Source organism: Mycolicibacterium litorale (assembly GCF_010731695.1).
Classification (GTDB): Bacteria; Actinomycetota; Actinomycetes; order Mycobacteriales; family Mycobacteriaceae; genus Mycobacterium; species Mycobacterium litorale.
In genome coordinates this window covers 3,793,294-3,809,119 of the sequence record NZ_AP022586.1, presented here as the reverse complement: position 1 = coordinate 3,809,119, position 15,826 = coordinate 3,793,294, and the positions used below count along the sequence as shown (strand labels likewise).

Here is a 15,826-nt window from a genome sequence, read left to right as displayed (position 1 = left end):
AGCCGGTGCGCATTCACCCAACGGCGCCGGGCTGCCCTCACTAGTGTCCACATCATGTCCACGCACAGAGCCATCCATGTCGCCGCCGCGGGAGAGCCGTTGACCCTCGTGGACGTCGAGACACCCGCGCCGCCGCCCGGCCACCTGCGCATCGACGTCGCCGCGTGCGGCGTGTGCGGAACCGACCACGGCTTCGTCAACGGCGGTTTCCCCGGCCTGAACTGGCCGATCACGCTGGGGCACGAGATCGCGGGCACGGTCGCCGAGGTCGGTGACGGCGTCGACCAGTTCTCGGTCGGCGACCGGGTGGCCGTCGGCTGGTTCGGCGGGAACTGCAACACGTGCATCCCGTGCCGCCGAGGGCTCTTCATGCAGTGCGTGAACATGCAGGTGCCCAGCTGGCACTATCCCGGCGGCTACGCCGAAACGGTCACCGTGCCCGCCACGGCGCCCGCCCGGATCCCCGAGGAGCTTTCGTTCGTCGAGGCCGCACCGATGGGCTGCGCCGGCGTCACCACCTTCAACGGCCTTCGGCAGACCAGGGCGCGCGCCGGTGACCTGGTGGCGGTCCTCGGCATCGGCGGGCTGGGCCACCTCGGCGTGCAGTTCGCGCGGGCGATGGGCTTCGAGACTGTCGCGATCGCCCGTGGCGCGGCCAAGGAGGAGGACGCCCGAGCGCTGGGCGCCCACCACTACATCGACTCCACCGCCGGGGACGTCGCCTCGGAGCTGCAGAAGCTCGGCGGGGCCGCGGTGGTGCTGGCGACGGCGGCCAGCTCGGCCGCGATGGGTCAGACCATCGGCGGCCTCGGCCCGCAGGGCGAGCTGATCACCGTCGGCGTCACCCCCGAGCAGCTGCCGATCAGCCCGCTGGACCTGATCAACGCGGGCCTGTCGGTGACCGGACACCCCTCGGGCACTTCGCGTGACGTCGAGGAGACGATGCACTTCGCCGTGCTGTCCGGGGTGCGGGCGCAGATCGAGGAGCGGCCGCTGGCCGAGGCCGCCGAGGCCTACGCCGCGATGGACGAGGGCCGCGCGCGGTACCGCATGGTCCTCACGATGTGATCATGCGGCGATAGGGGGATACTTCCTGGTATGCCGATCGCCACGCCCGAGGTCTACGCCGAGATGCTGGACCGCGCCAAGCAGCACTCGTTCGCCTTCCCCGCCATCAACTGCACGTCGTCGGAGAGCGTCAACGCCGCGATCAAGGGGTTCGCCGACGCCGGCAGCGACGGCATCATCCAGTTCTCCACCGGCGGAGCGGAATTCGCGTCCGGCCTCGGGGTCAAGGACATGGTGACCGGTGCCGTCGCGCTGGCCGAGTTCGCCCATGTGATCGCCGCGAAGTACCCGATCACCGTCGCCCTGCACACCGACCACTGTCCGAAGGGCAAACTCGACACCTACGTGCGCCCGCTGCTGGCGATCTCCGCCGAGCGGGTGGCCGCCGGGGGCAATCCGCTGTTCCAGTCGCACATGTGGGACGGATCGGCCGTCCCGATCGACGAAAACCTCACGATCGCACAGGAACTGCTCAAGCAGGCCGCGGCAGCCAAGATCGTGCTGGAGGTCGAGATCGGCGTCGTCGGCGGCGAGGAGGACGGCGTCGAGTCGGAGATCAACGACAAGCTGTACACCACCGCCGATGACTTCGAGAAGACCGTCGACGCGCTCGGTACCGGCGAACACGGGCGGTACCTGCTGGCCGCGACGTTCGGCAACGTGCACGGGGTGTACAAGCCGGGCAACGTCAAACTCAAGCCGGAGGTGCTGGCCGAGGGGCAGAAGGTGGCCGCCGCGAAGCTCGGATTGGCGTCGGACGCACAACCTTTCGACTTCGTGTTCCACGGCGGTTCCGGCTCGTTGAAGTCGGAGATCGAGGATTCGCTCCGCTACGGCGTGGTCAAGATGAACGTCGACACCGACACCCAGTACGCGTTCACCCGCCCGATCGCCGCGCACATGTTCACCAACTACGACGGTGTGCTCAAGATCGACGGCGAGGTGGGCAACAAGAAGGTCTACGACCCGCGCAGCTATCTGAAGAAAGCCGAGGCGGGGATGAGCGAACGCGTCATCGAGGCCTGCCGGGACCTCCACAGCGAGGGCCGCTCGGTCACCGCGGGTTAGGGCGACGGGGCCTGGCAGATCTTCCACTGGTCGTCGCGGAACTCGAGGTCGAAGCTGCGGGTCGAGCGGGTCTGCGGGGCGTAGGCCATGAACGCGGTGACGTTGGCCTCGGCGTGGTCGCCGTTCACGACGATCTGGTCGATGCTGGCGACCACCGGGTACTGCTTGGCCGCCGCAACCCGCTTGTGGGTCTCCTCCCACGCCTTGTCGTCGTAGTTGACGTAGCTGTCGCGTTTGGCGCCGCAGGTGATGCCCCGCAGGGTGGCCAGGTCGCCGTTCTGGATGGCGACGTCGAACTGCTCGATCGTCGCCCGGACCTGGTCCTCCTGCGAGGACGCCGACCCGGATCCGCGGGTCAGCAGGATGGTGCCGAGGATCGCGATGGCCACCAGCGCCGCGATCACCAGGACGACGGCCACCACCCAGCCCCAGCTGCGCCGGCCCTGCTGCTGCTGCGGCGGGCGCGGCGCGTCTCCGCGCGGCGGGATGACCTGGGGCCCTGCGGCCTTCTGCGCGGCGAACGGGTCGGTGGCTGATCCGCCGTGGCCGGCCTCCGACCGCGGGAACACCTCGGTGGCGGGGTCCGGCGGGGGGTCGATCTTCTGGGTGGATCCCGCGTCGAAGCTCGACGGTGCGGTGAAGCGACGCTCGGCGTCGGCCGGTTCGGGCGGCTGCCGGTCCGGTGTCTGCGACGCGATGATCTCGGTGGCGGGTTCGTGGTCGGCGGACGGCGACGGCCGGGTCTCGTCGTCCGGACCGGTCTGCTCACCGGGACCACCCGCTGCCGACGGCACGGCCGGCTCGTCGCCCTGTTGGGGCCCTCGTGGGTTCGACATCCCTGCTGCGTTCCTCCTCCAACGACGCTACCGATGGAGCTTATCGAGCGAACCGAGCCGATGAGCGCACGCCGCGACGAGCACGGCACAATGTGTTCCATGACGCGGATGGGTGATCTTCTCGGACCGGACCCGGTACTGCTTCCGGGAGATCCCGAGGCGGAAGCGGAACTGGACGCCGACGAGAACCCGGCGATCGTCGCGGCCGCTCATCCGTCGGCGTCGGTGGCGTGGGCGGCGCTTGCCGAGGACGCGCTGGCCGACGACAAAGCCATCACCGCGTATGCCTACGCCCGCACCGGCTACCACCGCGGACTCGACCAGTTGCGCCGCAACGGGTGGAAGGGCTTCGGGCCGGTGCCCTACCGGCATGAGCCCAACCGCGGTTTCCTGCGGTGCGTGGCCGCACTGGCCCGCGCGGCGGACACGATCGGTGAGACCGACGAATACCAGCGGTGCCTCGACCTGCTCGACGACTGCGACCCCTCGGCGCGGGCGGAACTCGGTCTGAGCTGAAGTCTGCTCGCCGAGATCGAGTATTCGCGCGGGACGGCTCGACCTACCAGTCGTTCTTCTCACAGCTGCTGCAGTCCGACGCGCCCGACGGTGGCTCCACCTGCACCGTCGCGTGGTCCAACCCGCGGGCGGCCAGCACCGCGCGGGCGTCGTCGAGCACCCGAGCCGAATCCCGCTCCGACGTCAGATGCGCGGTGACGACGTCCTTGCCCGGGACCAGTGTCCACACGTGCAGATCGTGCACCTCGGTCACGCCGTCGACCGCGCACAGCGCTGTCCGCAGCTCGTCGACGTCGATGTGCGTCGGCGACGACTCCGACAGAATCCGCAGCGCCGCCCGCGCCAGCGAGATCGCCCGCGGTAGCACCCACAGCGCGACGAACACCGCCACCACCACGTCGGCGTACGGCCATCGCGTCGTGACCGTCACGATGCCCGCGATCAGCACACCGACGCTGCCGACCGTATCGGCGACGACCTCCATGTAGGCGCCCTTGACCGCGAGGCTGTCCTTCGAATGTGAGCGCAGCAGCAGGACGACGACGGCGTTGGCGGCCAACCCGGCCAGCGCCACCACGATCATCGGGACGCCGGGGATCTCCGGTGCGTCACCGAGCCGCTCGATCGCCTCGTAGAGGATGAACGCCGCCATCGCGAGCAGCAGCGCCGCGTTCGCCACCGCGGTGAACACCTCCGCGCGGTGCCAGCCGTACGTCCTGGCCGCCGAGGCGCTGCCGCGCCGGGCGAGCAGCACCGCCGTCAGCCCCATGAACATCGCCACGAGGTCGGTCAGCATGTGTCCGGCGTCGGCGAGTAGGGCGATCGAGTTGATCCACAGCGCCGTCGCGAGTTCGAGGGCGAAGAACGCGGTGAGTATCGCCGCGGCGATCAGCATCCGGCTGACGCGGGTGTCGGCCCCGTGGTGGTGATCGTGTCCCGCGCCCATGCCAGCAATCTATGCGTAAAGTCGCATATATCGCAAGAGTCCCGCCGGGACAGCTACAGCCAGGCCGACCAGAAGCGGGTCAGCTGACCGCCGATCGACACCAGCGCGCTCGGCACCCCCGACAGCTCGGTCAGCCAGTACACGGCGCCGAAGAACCACTGGTTGAGCGCCGGTGCCAGCAGCAGGATCAGCAGGATGAAGAAGCCCCACTGTTTGACGGGCTGCAGCGCCCGCTGCGTATCGGGGCTCAGATGCGGCTCGAGCGCGTTGTACCCGTCCAGTCCGGGGATCGGCAGCATGTTCAGCACGAACGCGGTCACCTGTAGGAACCCGAGGAACGCCACCGCCGCCCAGAACACGCCGCGGGCCGGGTCGTAGAGCAGCCGCGTCAAGCCCAGCAGCAGCACCGCCAGCACCAGGTTCGCCGTCGGTCCGGCCAGGCTGATCAGCGTCTTCTGCCGCGCCGTCATCCACGAGGTCCGCAGATAGACGGCCCCGCCGGGCAGTCCGATACCGCCGAGCGCGATGAACAGCACCGGCAGCCCGAGCGACAACATCGGGTGGGAGTACTTCAGCGGGTTGAGCGTCAGGTAGCCGCGCATCTCGACGTCGCGGTCGCCGAACCGCCACGCGGTGAACGCGTGCCCGAACTCGTGCAGCGACAGCGACACCAGCCAGCCCGCGATGACGAAGACGAACACGCCGGCGTAGGCCAGCGGCCGGACCGTGTCCGCGGCGATCCACGCCAGGGCGCCGCCGGCGGCGGTGATCGCCAGGACCGCGAGGAAGACAGGGCTCGGCCGCACCGACTGGCGCAGCGGGCGGATGCTCACGATTCGACGTTACCGGCCCTCAGCCCACCCGCAGCCAGCCTTCGATGTGCCGGTAGAACGTCGACCGCTTGACCTCGCGGGCGCCGTCGACCCCGTCGCGGACCACGCGCGCGCCTGTCGTCCCCAGCTGTGCGGCCCGCCCCGCCACCCAGCGGCCCGGGCGGCCCCGGCGGGAGAGCACCGCCGCCCGCAGGCCCGGCATCTCCGACGTCGGTTCGATCCGCACGCCGGCGACCTCCCCGGTGAACAGCGTCGTGTCGTCGACGACGCCCTCTCCGACCAGCGGCGACCCCCGCCACTCGGCGGACCCGACGATCGCCATGCCTGCGTCGTCGCGGATGAGCGGCACCCGCCGCGCCACGCCGCTCAGCGCCGTGCGGGCCGACAGGAACCCCGTCGCGGCGGCCAGCTCGACGCCGAGGCGTTCGGTGCGCATCAGCCTGGTCAGGACCGTGGCGACATCGGCGCCGCCGCCCACCACGACGAGCCGCCGCGCACCGGCCGAGGCGGCGTCCACATCCGCGGATCCCGCCACGTCGACAACGTCCAGCCCGCGGAGACCGCGCGGTACGCGGCGCTCGCCGAACCGGAGGACGACGACCTCCGCGGCACCCTCACTGGCACTCAAAACAGCTCCTCCCGACCTGCTGGGATAGGGTGTGTCACCGGCTGCACCACATCAAGCGGGAGATTAAGCCATGCCGGCAATCGTGCTCATCGGCGCCCAATGGGGCGACGAGGGCAAAGGAAAGGCCACCGATCTACTCGGTGGCCGCGTGCAGTGGGTCGTGCGATACCAGGGCGGCAACAACGCCGGTCACACCGTCGTGCTGCCCACAGGCGAGAATTTCGCCCTGCACCTCATTCCGTCGGGGATCCTCACCCCCGGCGTCACCAACGTGATCGGCAACGGCGTCGTCGTCGACCCCGGGGTGCTGCTCACCGAGCTCAGGGGCCTGGAGGACCGCGGCGTCGACACCGAACGCCTGCTGATCTCCGCCGACGCCCACCTGCTCATGCCGTACCACGTGGCGATCGACAAGGTCGTCGAGCGCTGGGCGGGCAGCAAGAAGATCGGCACCACCGGCCGCGGTATCGGTCCCTGCTACCAGGACAAGATCGCGCGCATCGGCATCCGCGTCGCCGACGTGCTCGACCCGGTGCAGCTGGCCGAGAAGATCGAGGCCGCGCTGGAGTTCAAGAACCAGGTGCTGGTCAAGATCTACAACCGCAAGGCGCTCGACGCCGCCGAGGTGGTCGACAACCTGCTGGAGCAGGCGGAGGGGTTCAAGCACCGCATCGCCGACGCCCGACTGCTGCTCAATTCCGCCCTCGAACGCGGCGAGACGGTACTGCTGGAGGGTTCGCAAGGCACGCTGCTCGACGTCGACCACGGCACCTATCCGTTCGTGACGTCGTCCAACCCCACCGCGGGCGGTGCGGCGGTCGGTTCGGGCATCGGGCCCACCCGCATCACCACGGTGCTGGGCATCCTCAAGGCCTACACCACCCGCGTCGGCTCCGGCCCGTTCCCCACCGAACTGTTCGACGAGTACGGCGCCTACTTGGCGAAGACCGGCGGGGAGGTCGGGGTGACCACCGGACGCGCCCGCCGCTGCGGCTGGTTCGACGCGGTGATCGCGCGGTACGCGACCCGGGTCAACGGCATCACCGACTACTTCCTGACCAAACTCGACGTGCTCTCCAGCCTCGAGACGGTGCCGGTGTGCGTCGGCTACACGGTGGACGGCAAGCGCACCGACGACATGCCGATGACGCAGAGCGACATCGCGCGGGCCGAACCGATCTACGAGGAACTGCCGGGCTGGTGGGAGGACATCTCCGGGGCGCGGGAGTTCGACGATCTGCCCGCCAAGGCGCGCGACTACGTATTGCGGCTCGAAGAGCTTGCCGGAGCCCATGTTTCGTGTATCGGTGTCGGCCCGGGGCGCGATCAGACGATCGTGCGCCGCGACGTGCTGGCGGCCGGTCGGTGACCGACCCGCATCTCGAAGATCCTGAATACGACCGCCACGGCGGGTTCCCGAACTTCCAGCCCGCCACGCCCGGACCGGGTTTCGGACGGTTCCTCTCCGCGATGCGCCGCGCCCAGGATCTGGCGGTTTCCGCGGACCCGGACAGCGAAACATGGGATCGCGCAGCCGATCTCGTCGAGGAACTGGTGGGGCTGCTCGGCCCGACCGAGGCCGCCGAAGGTGTCGGGCCGGCCAACCGGGTGCCGTCCCTGCCCGGCGCGGGCAGCCTGCTCATGCCGCCCTACCACGTCACCAAGTTCGACTCCGACGGCGTCGAGCTGACCGTGCAGTTCAGCCGCTACCACGTCGGCGGCAACTACGCGGTGCACGGCGGTGTGTTGCCGCTGATGTTCGATTCGACGTTCGGCATGGTCATCCACGCCACCGGCCGGCCGATCAGCCGCACCGGTTTCCTGCACGTCGACTACCGCAAGATCACCCCCATCGACGTCCCGCTCACCGTGCGCGGGTGGGTGCGTGAAGCCGAGGGGCGCAAGGCGTTCGTCAACGCCGAACTGCGGGATGCCGACGAGAACCTGTTGGCCGAGGCGAACGGCCTGATGATCAGACTGCTGCCCGGCCAGCCGTGACGCCCCGCGCGCTGTCGACTCCCCGCGCGGCGGCGCTGGCCGGTGTGGTGTTCGCGGTGTTGTTCGGTGCGGCACTGATTCTCATCCGCACCGCCCTGCCCGAGGGCGCCGAACCCGGTTCACAGTGGGTCGACGGCGGCGAGCACCGGTTGCGGGTGGCTGCGCTGCTGATGCCGTTCGCGGGCATCGCTTTCCTGTGGTTCATCGGGGTGATCCGCGACGGCTTCGGCCGTTACGAGGACAAGTTCTTCGCCACCGTGTTCCTCGGCAGCGGGCTGCTGTTCCTGGCGATGATGTTCGTCGCCGCCGGCATCGGCGCGGCGCTCGAGGGCATCGGACCGCACCTCGACGCGTCGACCCGTGCGGCCGCGATGGCCTTCGGACAGTCGCTGGCCCTTGTGGTTTCGAAGACCTACGCGCTGCGGATGGCGGCGGTGTTCATGATCTCGGTGGCCACGATCTGGCTGCGGACGGGGCTGATGCCGCGGCCGCTCGCGTGGGGGACCTACGTGGTGGCGCTGGCGCTCATGGCGGCCGCGGAGGTGAGCATGTGGCTGACGCTGGCGTTTCCGGCGTGGGTGCTGGTGATCAGCGTGCTGCTGTTCGGCGGCCGGCTCACTCCGACGCGACCCGCAGGGCCGACGCCGGACACAGCCTGACCGCGGCGCGGGCGTTCTCCAGCTCGCCGTCGGGCACCGGATCGGCAAGCAGGACCACGATGCCGTCGTCGTCCTGGTCGAACACCTCCGGCGCGCTCATCACGCAGTTGCCCGCACTGATGCAGGCGTCGCGGTCCGCTTCGATCTTCATCGCGTCCTCACCATCCCACCAGCAACGACCGTAGCCCGTAAATGAAGTGGAACGACCGGAACTCGACATCCTCGAACGGTTCGGCCAGCGCCAGCGTCGGGAACCGGCGCAGCAGCGCCGGGAGCGCGATCCGGATCTCCATCCGGGCGAGCGGCGCACCGAGGCAGTGGTGCACACCGTGGCCGAACGCCAGGTGTCCTGGTGCGCCGCGGTGGATGTCGAGGGTGTCCGGGGCGCCGACGAAGCCGGGATCGCGGTTGGCCGACGGGAGCGAGACGAACACCAGCTGCCCCTTGGCGATCGGCACACCGGCGACCTCGACGTCGGTGGTGGTGATGCGCGGGATCCCGCTGTGCACGATCGACAGCCACCGCAGCAGCTCCTCGACCGCGGGACCCACCGCCGCCGGATCGTCGCGCACCGCGGCCAGCTGCTCGGGGTGGCGCAGCAGCGCGAGCACGCCGAGCCCGAGCATGTTGGAGGTGGTCTCGTGCCCGGCGAGCAGCAGCAGCCCCGCGATGCCGACCAGTTCGTCGTCGGTCAACTCGTCGCCGTGTTCGCGCACCAGCATTCCGAGGATGTCGTCGCCCGGTGTGTGCCGGGCCCGGGTCACCAGTGCGTGCATGTAGTCGCGGGCCTCGCGGGCCAGCTCGAGCCGTTCCGGAATGGGTAGGGACAGGTCGAGCTGACGGGCGCTGCGGCGCTGGAAGTCCTCCCGATCGGCGTAGGGCACGCCGAGGAGTTCGCAGATCACCAGCGACGGAATGGGTAGCGCGAAGCCGGCCACGAGATCGGTTGGCGGACCGGCCTTCTCCATCGCGTCGAGGTGTTCGTCGACGATCGCGACGATGCGCGGCTGCAGCCGGTTGATGCGGCGCAGCGTGAACTCCGGGGTGAGCATCCGGCGCAGCCGCTGGTGTTCGGGAGGATCGTTGGCGAGCAGGTTGCCCGCCTGCGCCCTGGCCTGCTCGGCGTCGGAGATCGGTGCGCCCGCGCCGACGAAGCCGGGTGGGCGGGTGTTGGAGAACCGCTCGTGATCGGCGAGCACCGATTTGACGTCCTCATGGCGGGTCACCAGGTAGATGTCCATCCCGAACGCGTTCTTGGTGACGCGCACGCCGGTGGATTCGCGGATGTCGCGCAGTTCGGCGGTCGGGTCGAAGCCGTTGCGCCGCATGTGCAGCGGCGGGAGTGCAGGAGCCGCCGATGTGCCAGTCGTCCCGGTCATACCTACCGAACGTACGCGTGCCGCGCCGCGTTCACGGCTTCGCGCGCAGAGCCGGCCACCAGATCCTCGGCCCGATGAGCGTGAACAGGGCGGGGATGATCACCGTGCGCACCAGGAACGTGTCGAGCAGGATGCCGAGGCCGACGATGATGCCGAGCTGGGTGAGCACGATCAGCGGCAGCACGCCGAGGACGCAGAACACCGCGGCCAGCACGATGCCCGCGCTGGTGATGACGGCGCCGGTCGCCGAGACCGCGCGCACGATGCCCTGGCGGGTGCCGAACTCCGGCGTCTCCTCGCGGGCCCTGGTGACCAGGAAGATCGTGTAGTCCACACCGAGCGCCACCAGGAACAGGAACGCGAACAGGGGCGTCGAGTTGTCCAGAGCCGGGAAGCCGAACAGGTGCACACTGGCCCAGCCGCCGAGCCCGAGCGCCGCAAGCGCGCTGAGCACCGTCACCCCGACCAGGATCAGCGGGGCCAGCGCCGACCGAAGCAGCACATAGAGCACCACCAGCACCACGGCGAGGATCGTCGGAATCACGACCATGCGGTCACGGGTGGCGGCGGTGCTGATGTCGCGGGCCTGCGCGTCGGAGCCGCCGACCAGCGCCGCGGAGTCCACGGCCCGCACGTGGTCGCGAAGCGTGTCGACGGTCGAGAACGCCTCCTCCGACGCCGGTTCGGCCGACAGCACCACCGACCACTGCGTCAGCCCGGACGGCGAGGTGCCCGCGGGATTCGCCGAGACCACACCGTCGGTGTCGTCGATCGCGCGTTGGATCTCGCCGGCCTTGTTCGACGGGCCGATGACGCGGGTGGGATCGGTCAGCCCGCTGGGGAAGTGGTCGGCGAGCGTTTCGTATCCCGTCACGGACTCGGCCTGTACGCGGAACTGTTCGGTCTGCGTCAGCCCGATCGGGGTGAAGAACAGCCCGGTGCACAGCACGGCGAGCGCGCCGATCGACACCACGGCGACGCGAACCGGGCGCTTGGCCACCGCCGCGGCGATGCGGTGCCACAGCCCGCTGTCGGTCAGCGGCGCAGCGCCCTCCTTGGGGATGAGCGGCCAGAACAGTCTCTTGCCGAACACGCGCAGCAGCGCGGGCAGTACCAGCAGAACGAACACGGCCGCGACGACCAGCCCCGAGGCGGCCTGCACGCCCAGGCTGCGGGTGCTCGGCGCCGACGCGAACACCAGGGTCAGCAGCGCGAGCACCACCGTGGCGTTGCTGGCCAGGATCGCCGGACCGGCGGCGCGGACCGCCACCGCCAGCGCCTCCTTGTGATTGCCGTTGCGGCCGAGCTCCTCGCGGTACCGGGAGATCAGCAGCAGGGCGTAATTCGTGCCCGCGCCGAACACCAGCACGCTGGTGATGCCGGAGGTGGATCCGTCGGGCGTCATGCCGACCCCCTCGGCGATCGCGGTGCCCACCACGGCGGCCACCCGGTCGGCGAATCCGATCACCGCCAGCGGGACCAGGAACAGCACCGGTGAGCGGTAGGTGACGATCAGCAGCAGCGCCACCACGGCGGCCGTCACCGCCAGGAGCGTGAAGTTGGCGCCGGAGAACGAGTCGGCGATGTCCGCGCCGAACGCCGGACCGCCGGTCACCTCGGCTTTCAGGTCGGAAGGCAGTCCGTCGGCGGCGGCTTCGCGGAGTCCCTTGACCGCATCGTTGAGCCCGAATCCCGACAGGTCGGCAGCCAGCGGCACGGTGGCGACGGCCGCCTTGTCGTCGTCGGACACCAGCACCGGAGGTCCCGACGGGGCGCTCTGGGCCGCGCCCAGCATGCGGTGGCGGGCGGCCTCGGTGGCGGCGACGTCGGCGGGGGACAGCGGTGCGCCGTCATCGCGGGTGACGACGAGTATCGCCGGGGCCTGATCGCCGCCCGGGAATTCGGTGCGCAACGCGTTGACCTTCGCCGATTCGGCATCCGACGGCACGGACACCGGCGACTGCGAACTCGACTCACCGCCGCCGAGGACGCCCATGAGCCCACCGGACACGAGAACCACCAGCAATGCCACGACCCAGGAGAAACGACCCGCCATGCCACCTGATATTCCCGATATTTCAGAAACTGAACATCTTCGCCGGAACTATCCTCATCGGATGGCTGACGCCGACCGCGCCGAGCTCGAAGCGCTGATCGCCGCGGACATGCGCGCCCTGTCGGCCGAGTCCGAACAGATCGGCCGCGCCTTCGCAGCGCGTCATTCGTTGGCGCCGAACGACTTTCGCGCACTGCTGCACATCATCGTGGCCGAGACGGCGGGCACTCCGCTGACCGCGGGCGACCTGCGCAAGAAGATGGGCGTGTCCGGTGCGGCGATCACCTACCTCGTGGAGCGGATGATCGCCTCCGGGCATCTGCGGCGCGACTCCGACCCCGCTGACCGGCGCAAGGTCATCCTGCGGGTCGCCGAACCCGGACGCGGCGTGGCGAGCGAGTTCTTCGCGCCGCTGGCCGAACACACCACCCGGGCGATGGCGGGGATCCCCGACGACGACGTGGCCGCGGCGCACCGCACGTTCGTGACGCTGCTCGACGCCATGTCGGCGTTCCGGCGCGACCTCGACGACTAGCCCCCGGTCGGGCTATCGCCGATTGAGTGTCGCCTCCTCCAGGTCGAGGCCGTAGAGCACCGAGCGCAACACCTCGTCGTCGATGTGGCCGCTGTCGCGTTCGGCGATCAGCGTCGCCCGTTCGGCGGCCAGCATCTCCAGGCGCAGCCGGCGGAACGCTGCCGCCGGACTCTCGCCGATGTCCGCCTCGTCGCGGCCGAGTTGTTCCCACGCGGAGTTGCGGCGCCGGGTGTTCCATGCGCGCAGGATCTCGGCCGCGCGTTCGTGCACGTCGTCGATGGTGCCGTCGGCGCGCTGCTGGTCGAGGATGTCGTCGAGGCGCGCGGCCGCCGCCCGGGCCGCCTTGTCCTGGGCGGCGGCCGCGGCGACCGCATCGGTGTGGGCCTCGTCGCCCTGGACGCCGAGCCGCTTGATCAGCCACGGCAGCGTCAGCCCGTGCAGCAGCAGGGTGCCGACCACGACGACGAAGGTCAGGAACACCAGCTGCGGCCGGCCGGGGAACTGGGCACCGGTCAGCGTGGTCGCCGGCACCGCGAACGCCGCGGCCAGCGACACCACGCCGCGCATCCCGGCCCACGCGACCACGAACACCTGCGCCGGACGCGGCGGGGGCTCCCGGTCACGCAGGGTGCTCGACAGCGTCCGCGGCATGTAGGCGAACAGGTACACCCACACGATCCGCACCGCGATGACCGTCGCGAGCACCGCCAGCGAGGCGACGGTCAGCACGGCCGCCGAGATCCCGGCGAGCTCCTCGACCACCTTCGGCAGCTGCAGTCCGATGAGCAGGAACGCAAACGACTCCAGCAGGAGCTGGACGGCCCGCCACACCGCGGAGTCCTGCAGCCGCGTCGCGTAGCTGGCGTTCGTGGAGTGCTGCCCGAGGATCAGCGCGGCCACGACGACCGCGAGCACTCCGGAGCCGTGCACCTCCTCGGCGAGCAGGTAGATCCCGAACGGCGCGACCAGGCCCAGCGCGCTCTCGGCCAGCGGATCGCTCAGCCGCGACCGCACGTAGACGATCGCCGCACCGAGCACACCGCCGACCGCCACGCCACCGACGGCCGCCAGCGCGAACGTGCTCAGGCCGCCGGTCCAGCTCGCGCTGCCGCCGATCGCCAGGCCCAGCGCCACCTTGTAGGCGGTCAGCGCCGTGGCGTCGTTGAGCAGGCTCTCGCCGCCGAGCAGCGTCATCAGCCGGCGCGGCAACCCCAGCCTGCGCCCGACGGCGGTCGCCGACACCGCGTCCGGCGGCGCCACGATCGCGCCGAGTGTCAACGCCGCCGCAACCGTGAGTTCGGGCACCGCCCAGTACGCCACCACCCCGACCGCGAACGTCGTCGCCAGCGGCAACCCGACGGCCAGCATCCCGATCGAGCGCACGTTGCGCCGCAGCGCCACATAGCTGCTCTCCAGCCCGGCCGACCACAGCAGCGGCGGCAGCACCACGTACAGCACGAGGTCCGGATCGAGCTGGATGTCGGGCACCCCGGGGATCAGACCCGCGGCCAGACCGGCGACGACCAGCGCCAGCGGGGCCGACACGTCGGCGCGGCGGGCCACCGCGGCCAGCAGCAGCGCGGCGACCAGCACCGCCAGCAGTGAGGCAGTCACGTCGGCAGCCTTCCTCTCTGGAACTTCTCGCAGCGTCCGTATCCTCGACCACCATGCGCAGCAGAGCAGGTCGAGCCACCCGGCGGGCGCAGGATACGGGCGCACCGCCGACGTGTGAGCACCTGGCCACCCTCAACGCCGACCCGTCGCCGAACACTCCCAGCTCCTGCGAAGGCTGCGCCGAACTGGGCGAGGTCACCTGGGCGCACCTGCGCATGTGCATGACGTGCGGGCACGTCGGCTGCTGTGATTCCAGCCCGCATCAACACGCCACCGAGCACTTCCGCCGCAGCGGTCACCCCGTCATGCGTTCGGCCGAACCGGGGGAGTCGTGGCGGTGGTGCTACATCGACCTCCGGGTGGGTTGAGCATCTGGCAGGCTGGCGAGCGATGACTGAACCAACCGACACCGACACCACCGACACCGACCCGGGCGTGACGGTGGCGGCCGCGTCCACCGCCCCGGAACCGGTGGTGCCGCAGGCTCCGCCGGCCGCAGCCGCACCGAGGAGCACGGTGCTGCTCCTGGGCGCGGGCGAGCTCAGTCGGGAACTCGCGCTCGCCTTCCAGCGACTCGGTGCGGTCGTGGTGGCGGTCGACCGGTACGCCGACGCACCCGCACACGGGGTGGCCGACCGCTCGGCCGTGGTGCGGCTGACCGACGCCGAGGCGCTCACCGCGCTGATCGACCGTGAGAAGCCGCGCTACGTCGTCGCGCAGTCCGGTGCCATCGCCGCGGACGCGTTGATCGCGGTGGCCGAACGCAGTGACGTCGACGTGTTCCCGACCCCGCGCAGCACCCGGCTGGGGCAGGACCGCGAAGGGCTGCGCCGGTTGGCGTCCGACGAACTGGGCCTGCCGACCGCGCCGTTCTGGTTCGCCGGTTCGGCGGACGAATTGGGCGCGGTCGCCCAGCACGCGGGCTTCCCGCTCGTCGTCAAACCGATCTCCGGCGCACCGGGTGAGGGCCAGTCGGTACTGCTGCGGGTCGAGGATGTCGAACCGGCATGGAAGCGCGCGATCGCCGCGGGCCGCATCACCCACAACCGCGTGATGGCCGAGACCGTCGTCGAGGTCGACTACGAGGTGACGCTGCTGACCGTGCGCAGCATCAGCGCGACGGGTCCGACGCTGACCTTCTGCGAACCGATCGGCCACCGTCCCGGCGACGGTGAGGCGCTGGAGTCCTGGCAGCCGCAGCAGATGACGCCCGCGGCGCTGGACGCCGCGAAGTCGATCGCCGCGCGCATCGTGAACTCGCTCGGCGGGCGCGGGCTGTTCGCGGTCGAACTGCTGGTCCGCGGCGACGAGGTGTACTTCTCCGACGTGCGGGCCCGGCCGCAGGACACGGGTCTGGTGACGCTTCGGTCCCAGCGGCTGTCGCAGTTCGAACTGCATGCGCGGGCGATACTGGGCCTGGCGGTCGACACGATCATGATCTCGCCCGGTGCGGCCGAGGTCCGCTACGCGGGCACCGAGGCGCCGGTGGCCGAACCGTCGGGTTCGGAGATCGCCGCGGTGGTGGCCGAAGCGCTGGCCACCCAGGAGAGCGACGTGTGGTTGTTCGGCCGACCGGACGAGACCGACGGCCGCCGCAGGCTCGGGGTCGCGCTGGCCACCGCGCCGGATGTGATCATCGCCCGGGACCGGGCCCGTCGGGTGGGCGCCGCGCTGCGGAAGCTGTGGTGAG

The 15,826-nt window shown here is 70.5% G+C and carries 17 protein-coding genes; 9 read left to right on the top strand and 8 right to left on the bottom strand.

Annotated elements, in window-relative coordinates; translation table 11 throughout:
- The first annotated feature begins 54 nt into the window (after nt 1-54).
- Together G6N30_RS18155 and fbaA are read left to right on the top strand one after the other, a co-directional pair.
- A complete protein-coding gene (locus G6N30_RS18155) occupies nt 55-1,068 on the top strand; it encodes an alcohol dehydrogenase catalytic domain-containing protein (protein ID WP_134057732.1) in 1,014 nt (337 codons plus the stop codon).
- A gap of 30 nt (nt 1,069-1,098) precedes the next feature.
- The gene (gene fbaA, locus G6N30_RS18150) at nt 1,099-2,136 is read left to right on the top strand and encodes a class II fructose-bisphosphate aldolase (RefSeq protein ID WP_134057730.1); all 1,038 of its coding nucleotides are present in this window, start codon (nt 1,099-1,101) and stop codon (nt 2,134-2,136) included.
- On the opposite strand, the gene G6N30_RS18145 is transcribed toward fbaA, so the two are convergent.
- Nucleotides 2,133-2,972 (bottom strand): Rv0361 family membrane protein, encoded by an 840-nt coding sequence (locus tag G6N30_RS18145; protein ID WP_134057728.1) that lies wholly within the window; start codon nt 2,970-2,972, stop codon nt 2,133-2,135. The genes fbaA and G6N30_RS18145 overlap by 4 nt on opposite strands.
- Before the next feature lie 99 nt (nt 2,973-3,071).
- On the opposite strand from G6N30_RS18145, the gene G6N30_RS18140 reads away from it, so the two are divergent.
- Nucleotides 3,072-3,488 (top strand): DUF3151 domain-containing protein, encoded by a 417-nt coding sequence (locus tag G6N30_RS18140; protein ID WP_134057727.1) that lies wholly within the window; start codon nt 3,072-3,074, stop codon nt 3,486-3,488.
- 43 nt (nt 3,489-3,531) lie between these two features.
- Here the strand turns inward: G6N30_RS18140 and G6N30_RS18135 are convergent, their stop codons facing one another.
- Genes G6N30_RS18135 through G6N30_RS18125 form a run of 3 tightly spaced genes read right to left on the bottom strand, consistent with a single transcriptional unit; the run spans nt 3,532 to nt 5,895 of the window.
- Nucleotides 3,532-4,434: a cation diffusion facilitator family transporter gene (locus G6N30_RS18135; RefSeq protein ID WP_134057725.1), complete on the bottom strand. Its 903-nt coding sequence runs from the start codon at nt 4,432-4,434 to the stop codon at nt 3,532-3,534.
- A gap of 53 nt (nt 4,435-4,487) precedes the next feature.
- Nucleotides 4,488-5,267 (bottom strand): site-2 protease family protein, encoded by a 780-nt coding sequence (locus G6N30_RS18130; protein ID WP_134057723.1) that lies wholly within the window; start codon nt 5,265-5,267, stop codon nt 4,488-4,490.
- Between the two features lie 19 nt (nt 5,268-5,286).
- On the bottom strand, nt 5,287-5,895 hold the full coding sequence (locus G6N30_RS18125) for a peptidase M50 (protein WP_134057721.1): 609 nt from the start codon (nt 5,893-5,895) through the stop codon (nt 5,287-5,289).
- A 70-nt stretch (nt 5,896-5,965) separates the two neighbouring features.
- On the opposite strand from G6N30_RS18125, the gene G6N30_RS18120 reads away from it, so the two are divergent.
- From G6N30_RS18120 to G6N30_RS18110, 3 genes are read left to right on the top strand one after another with little or no spacing between them, the layout of a single operon-like run.
- Nucleotides 5,966-7,264, top strand: coding sequence for an adenylosuccinate synthase (locus G6N30_RS18120; RefSeq protein ID WP_134057719.1), 1,299 nt, complete (start codon nt 5,966-5,968; stop codon nt 7,262-7,264).
- On the top strand, nt 7,261-7,893 hold the full coding sequence (locus G6N30_RS18115) for a PaaI family thioesterase (RefSeq protein WP_134057717.1): 633 nt from the start codon (nt 7,261-7,263) through the stop codon (nt 7,891-7,893). Before G6N30_RS18120 ends, G6N30_RS18115 begins: the two co-directional genes overlap by 4 nt.
- Nucleotides 7,894-7,904: 11 nt before the next feature.
- Nucleotides 7,905-8,552, top strand: coding sequence for a hypothetical protein (locus G6N30_RS18110; RefSeq protein WP_134059156.1), 648 nt, complete (start codon nt 7,905-7,907; stop codon nt 8,550-8,552).
- Here G6N30_RS18110 and G6N30_RS18105 read toward each other — a convergent pair.
- Genes G6N30_RS18105 through G6N30_RS18095 form a run of 3 tightly spaced genes read right to left on the bottom strand, consistent with a single transcriptional unit; the run spans nt 8,509 to nt 11,987 of the window.
- Nucleotides 8,509-8,703: a ferredoxin gene (locus G6N30_RS18105; RefSeq protein WP_134057715.1), complete on the bottom strand. Its 195-nt coding sequence runs from the start codon at nt 8,701-8,703 to the stop codon at nt 8,509-8,511. The two genes, G6N30_RS18110 and G6N30_RS18105, sit on opposite strands and share 44 nt — an antisense overlap.
- Nucleotides 8,704-8,710: 7 nt before the next feature.
- Nucleotides 8,711-9,931 (bottom strand): cytochrome P450, encoded by a 1,221-nt coding sequence (locus tag G6N30_RS18100; protein WP_134057713.1) that lies wholly within the window; start codon nt 9,929-9,931, stop codon nt 8,711-8,713.
- A gap of 31 nt (nt 9,932-9,962) precedes the next feature.
- The gene (locus G6N30_RS18095; protein ID WP_134057711.1) at nt 9,963-11,987 is read right to left on the bottom strand and encodes an MMPL family transporter; all 2,025 of its coding nucleotides are present in this window, start codon (nt 11,985-11,987) and stop codon (nt 9,963-9,965) included.
- Nucleotides 11,988-12,048: 61 nt separating this feature from the next.
- Between G6N30_RS18095 and G6N30_RS18090 the strand changes: the two genes are divergently transcribed.
- On the top strand, nt 12,049-12,522 hold the full coding sequence (locus G6N30_RS18090) for a MarR family winged helix-turn-helix transcriptional regulator (RefSeq protein WP_134057709.1): 474 nt from the start codon (nt 12,049-12,051) through the stop codon (nt 12,520-12,522).
- A gap of 12 nt (nt 12,523-12,534) precedes the next feature.
- Here G6N30_RS18090 and G6N30_RS18085 read toward each other — a convergent pair whose 3' ends face one another.
- The gene (locus tag G6N30_RS18085; protein WP_134057707.1) at nt 12,535-14,136 is read right to left on the bottom strand and encodes a Na+/H+ antiporter; all 1,602 of its coding nucleotides are present in this window, start codon (nt 14,134-14,136) and stop codon (nt 12,535-12,537) included.
- A gap of 53 nt (nt 14,137-14,189) precedes the next feature.
- Between G6N30_RS18085 and G6N30_RS18080 the strand changes: the two genes are divergently transcribed.
- Both G6N30_RS18080 and purT read left to right on the top strand, forming a co-directional pair.
- Nucleotides 14,190-14,504: a UBP-type zinc finger domain-containing protein gene (locus tag G6N30_RS18080; protein WP_134057705.1), complete on the top strand. Its 315-nt coding sequence runs from the start codon at nt 14,190-14,192 to the stop codon at nt 14,502-14,504.
- Nucleotides 14,505-14,526: 22 nt separating this feature from the next.
- The gene (purT, locus tag G6N30_RS18075; protein ID WP_134057703.1) at nt 14,527-15,825 is read left to right on the top strand and encodes a formate-dependent phosphoribosylglycinamide formyltransferase; all 1,299 of its coding nucleotides are present in this window, start codon (nt 14,527-14,529) and stop codon (nt 15,823-15,825) included.
- Nucleotide 15,826 lies beyond the last annotated feature (1 nt).

Coding starts and splice junctions, on each gene's coding strand:
- G6N30_RS18155 (WP_134057732.1), top strand. CDS start 55: ATGTCCACGCACAGAGCCATCCATGTCGCCGCCGCGGGAGAGCCGTTG.
- G6N30_RS18090 (WP_134057709.1), top strand. CDS start 12,049: ATGGCTGACGCCGACCGCGCCGAGCTCGAAGCGCTGATCGCCGCGGAC.
- purT (WP_134057703.1), top strand. CDS start 14,527: ATGACTGAACCAACCGACACCGACACCACCGACACCGACCCGGGCGTG.
- G6N30_RS18120 (WP_134057719.1), top strand. CDS start 5,966: ATGCCGGCAATCGTGCTCATCGGCGCCCAATGGGGCGACGAGGGCAAA.
- G6N30_RS18080 (WP_134057705.1), top strand. CDS start 14,190: ATGCGCAGCAGAGCAGGTCGAGCCACCCGGCGGGCGCAGGATACGGGC.
- fbaA (WP_134057730.1), top strand. CDS start 1,099: ATGCCGATCGCCACGCCCGAGGTCTACGCCGAGATGCTGGACCGCGCC.
- G6N30_RS18140 (WP_134057727.1), top strand. CDS start 3,072: ATGACGCGGATGGGTGATCTTCTCGGACCGGACCCGGTACTGCTTCCG.
- G6N30_RS18145 (WP_134057728.1), bottom strand. CDS start 2,972: ATGTCGAACCCACGAGGGCCCCAACAGGGCGACGAGCCGGCCGTGCCG.
- G6N30_RS18095 (WP_134057711.1), bottom strand. CDS start 11,987: ATGGCGGGTCGTTTCTCCTGGGTCGTGGCATTGCTGGTGGTTCTCGTG.
- G6N30_RS18135 (WP_134057725.1), bottom strand. CDS start 4,434: ATGGGCGCGGGACACGATCACCACCACGGGGCCGACACCCGCGTCAGC.
- G6N30_RS18100 (WP_134057713.1), bottom strand. CDS start 9,931: ATGACCGGGACGACTGGCACATCGGCGGCTCCTGCACTCCCGCCGCTG.
- G6N30_RS18105 (WP_134057715.1), bottom strand. CDS start 8,703: ATGAAGATCGAAGCGGACCGCGACGCCTGCATCAGTGCGGGCAACTGC.